Annotated in this window: 1 protein-coding gene; it reads right to left on the bottom strand. The window is 69.7% G+C overall.

The window, feature by feature from the left end; all coding sequences use genetic code 11:
- Positions 1-1,225: acyltransferase domain-containing protein (locus ABZ449_RS42190; RefSeq protein ID WP_360357487.1), on the bottom strand; the 1,225-nt coding region annotated here is incomplete at both ends.

The following is a 1,225-nucleotide window of genomic DNA, read 5'->3' on the forward strand; positions in this document are numbered from 1 at the left end:
TCGAGCCAGTAGTGCTTGTGTTGGAAGGGGTAGGTGGGGAGGGGGATGCGGTGGCGTTGTTGGTGGGAGTGGTAGGTGGTCCAGTCGGGTGTGGTGCCGGTGAGCCAGAGGGTGGCGAGGGTGCGTTGGATGGTTTCGGAGGGGGTGCGGGGGTCGCGTTTGTGGGGGAGGGAGGTGAGGGTGGTGGCTTGGGTGGCGGTGTTGGTGAGGATGCGGCGGGCGAGGCTGGTGAGGGTCTGGCCGGGGCCGATCTCGAGGAGGGTGGTGCCCGGTTCGGTGGTGGTGGTCTGGATTCCGGTGGCGTATTCGACGGTGGCGCGGATGTGGTGGCCCCAGTAGGCGGGGTCGGTGGCTTGTTCGTCGGTGATCCAGGTGCCGGTGGTGTTGGAGATGAAGGGGGTGCTCGGCGTCTGGCGGGGCACGCCGGCGACGGCGGTGGTGAATTCCGCGATCACCGGTTCCATCAGGGGGGAGTGGAAGGCGTGGGAGGTGGTGACGGGTTGGGTGGGCCAGCCGTTTTCTTCGGCGAGGGTGGTGAAGGTCTGGATGGCGTCGTGGGGGCCGGAGACGACGCAGTCGCGGGGGCCGTTGTGGGCGGCGAGTGAGAGGCCGTGGGTGAGGGCGGCTTCGATGGTGGTGCGGTCGGCCATCACGTTGAGCATGGCGCCGGGGGCCTGGGCCTGCATGAGGCGGCCGCGCAGGGCGACGAGGCGGAGGGCGTCGGGGAGGGTGAAGACGCCGGCGAGGCAGGCGGCGGTCCATTCGCCGAGGCTGTGGCCGAGCATGGCGGTGGGGGTGATGCCCCAGGAGTGCCAGAGTCGGGTGAGGGCGTATTCGGTGACGAAGAGGGCGGGTTGGGCCCACTGGGTCTGGTCGAGTCGGGGGTCCTGGGTGAAGATCACCTCGCGGATGTCCTCGCCGAGGTGTGGTGTGAGGAGTTCGGCGCATTCGTCGACGCTGCTGCGGAAGACGGGCTCGTGCTGGTAGAGGTCGTGGGACATGCCGGGGTGTTGGGAGCCTTGGCCGCTGAAGAGGTAGACCAGTGGTGTGGTCTCGCGGGTGGTGTGGCTGGTGGTGACGTGGGCGGGGTCGCGGGTTTCGAGGGCGGTGGCGATGGTGTCGGGGGTGGTGCCGGTGACGGTGCGGCGGTGTGGGAAGGCGCGGCGGCCGGTGGCCAGGGTGTAGGCGGCGTCGGCGAGGTTGGGCTGTTCGCGGCGCAGGTGGG

Source organism: Kitasatospora sp. NPDC005856, assembly GCF_040629945.1.
In the GTDB taxonomy this organism is placed as follows: Bacteria; Actinomycetota; Actinomycetes; order Streptomycetales; family Streptomycetaceae; genus Kitasatospora.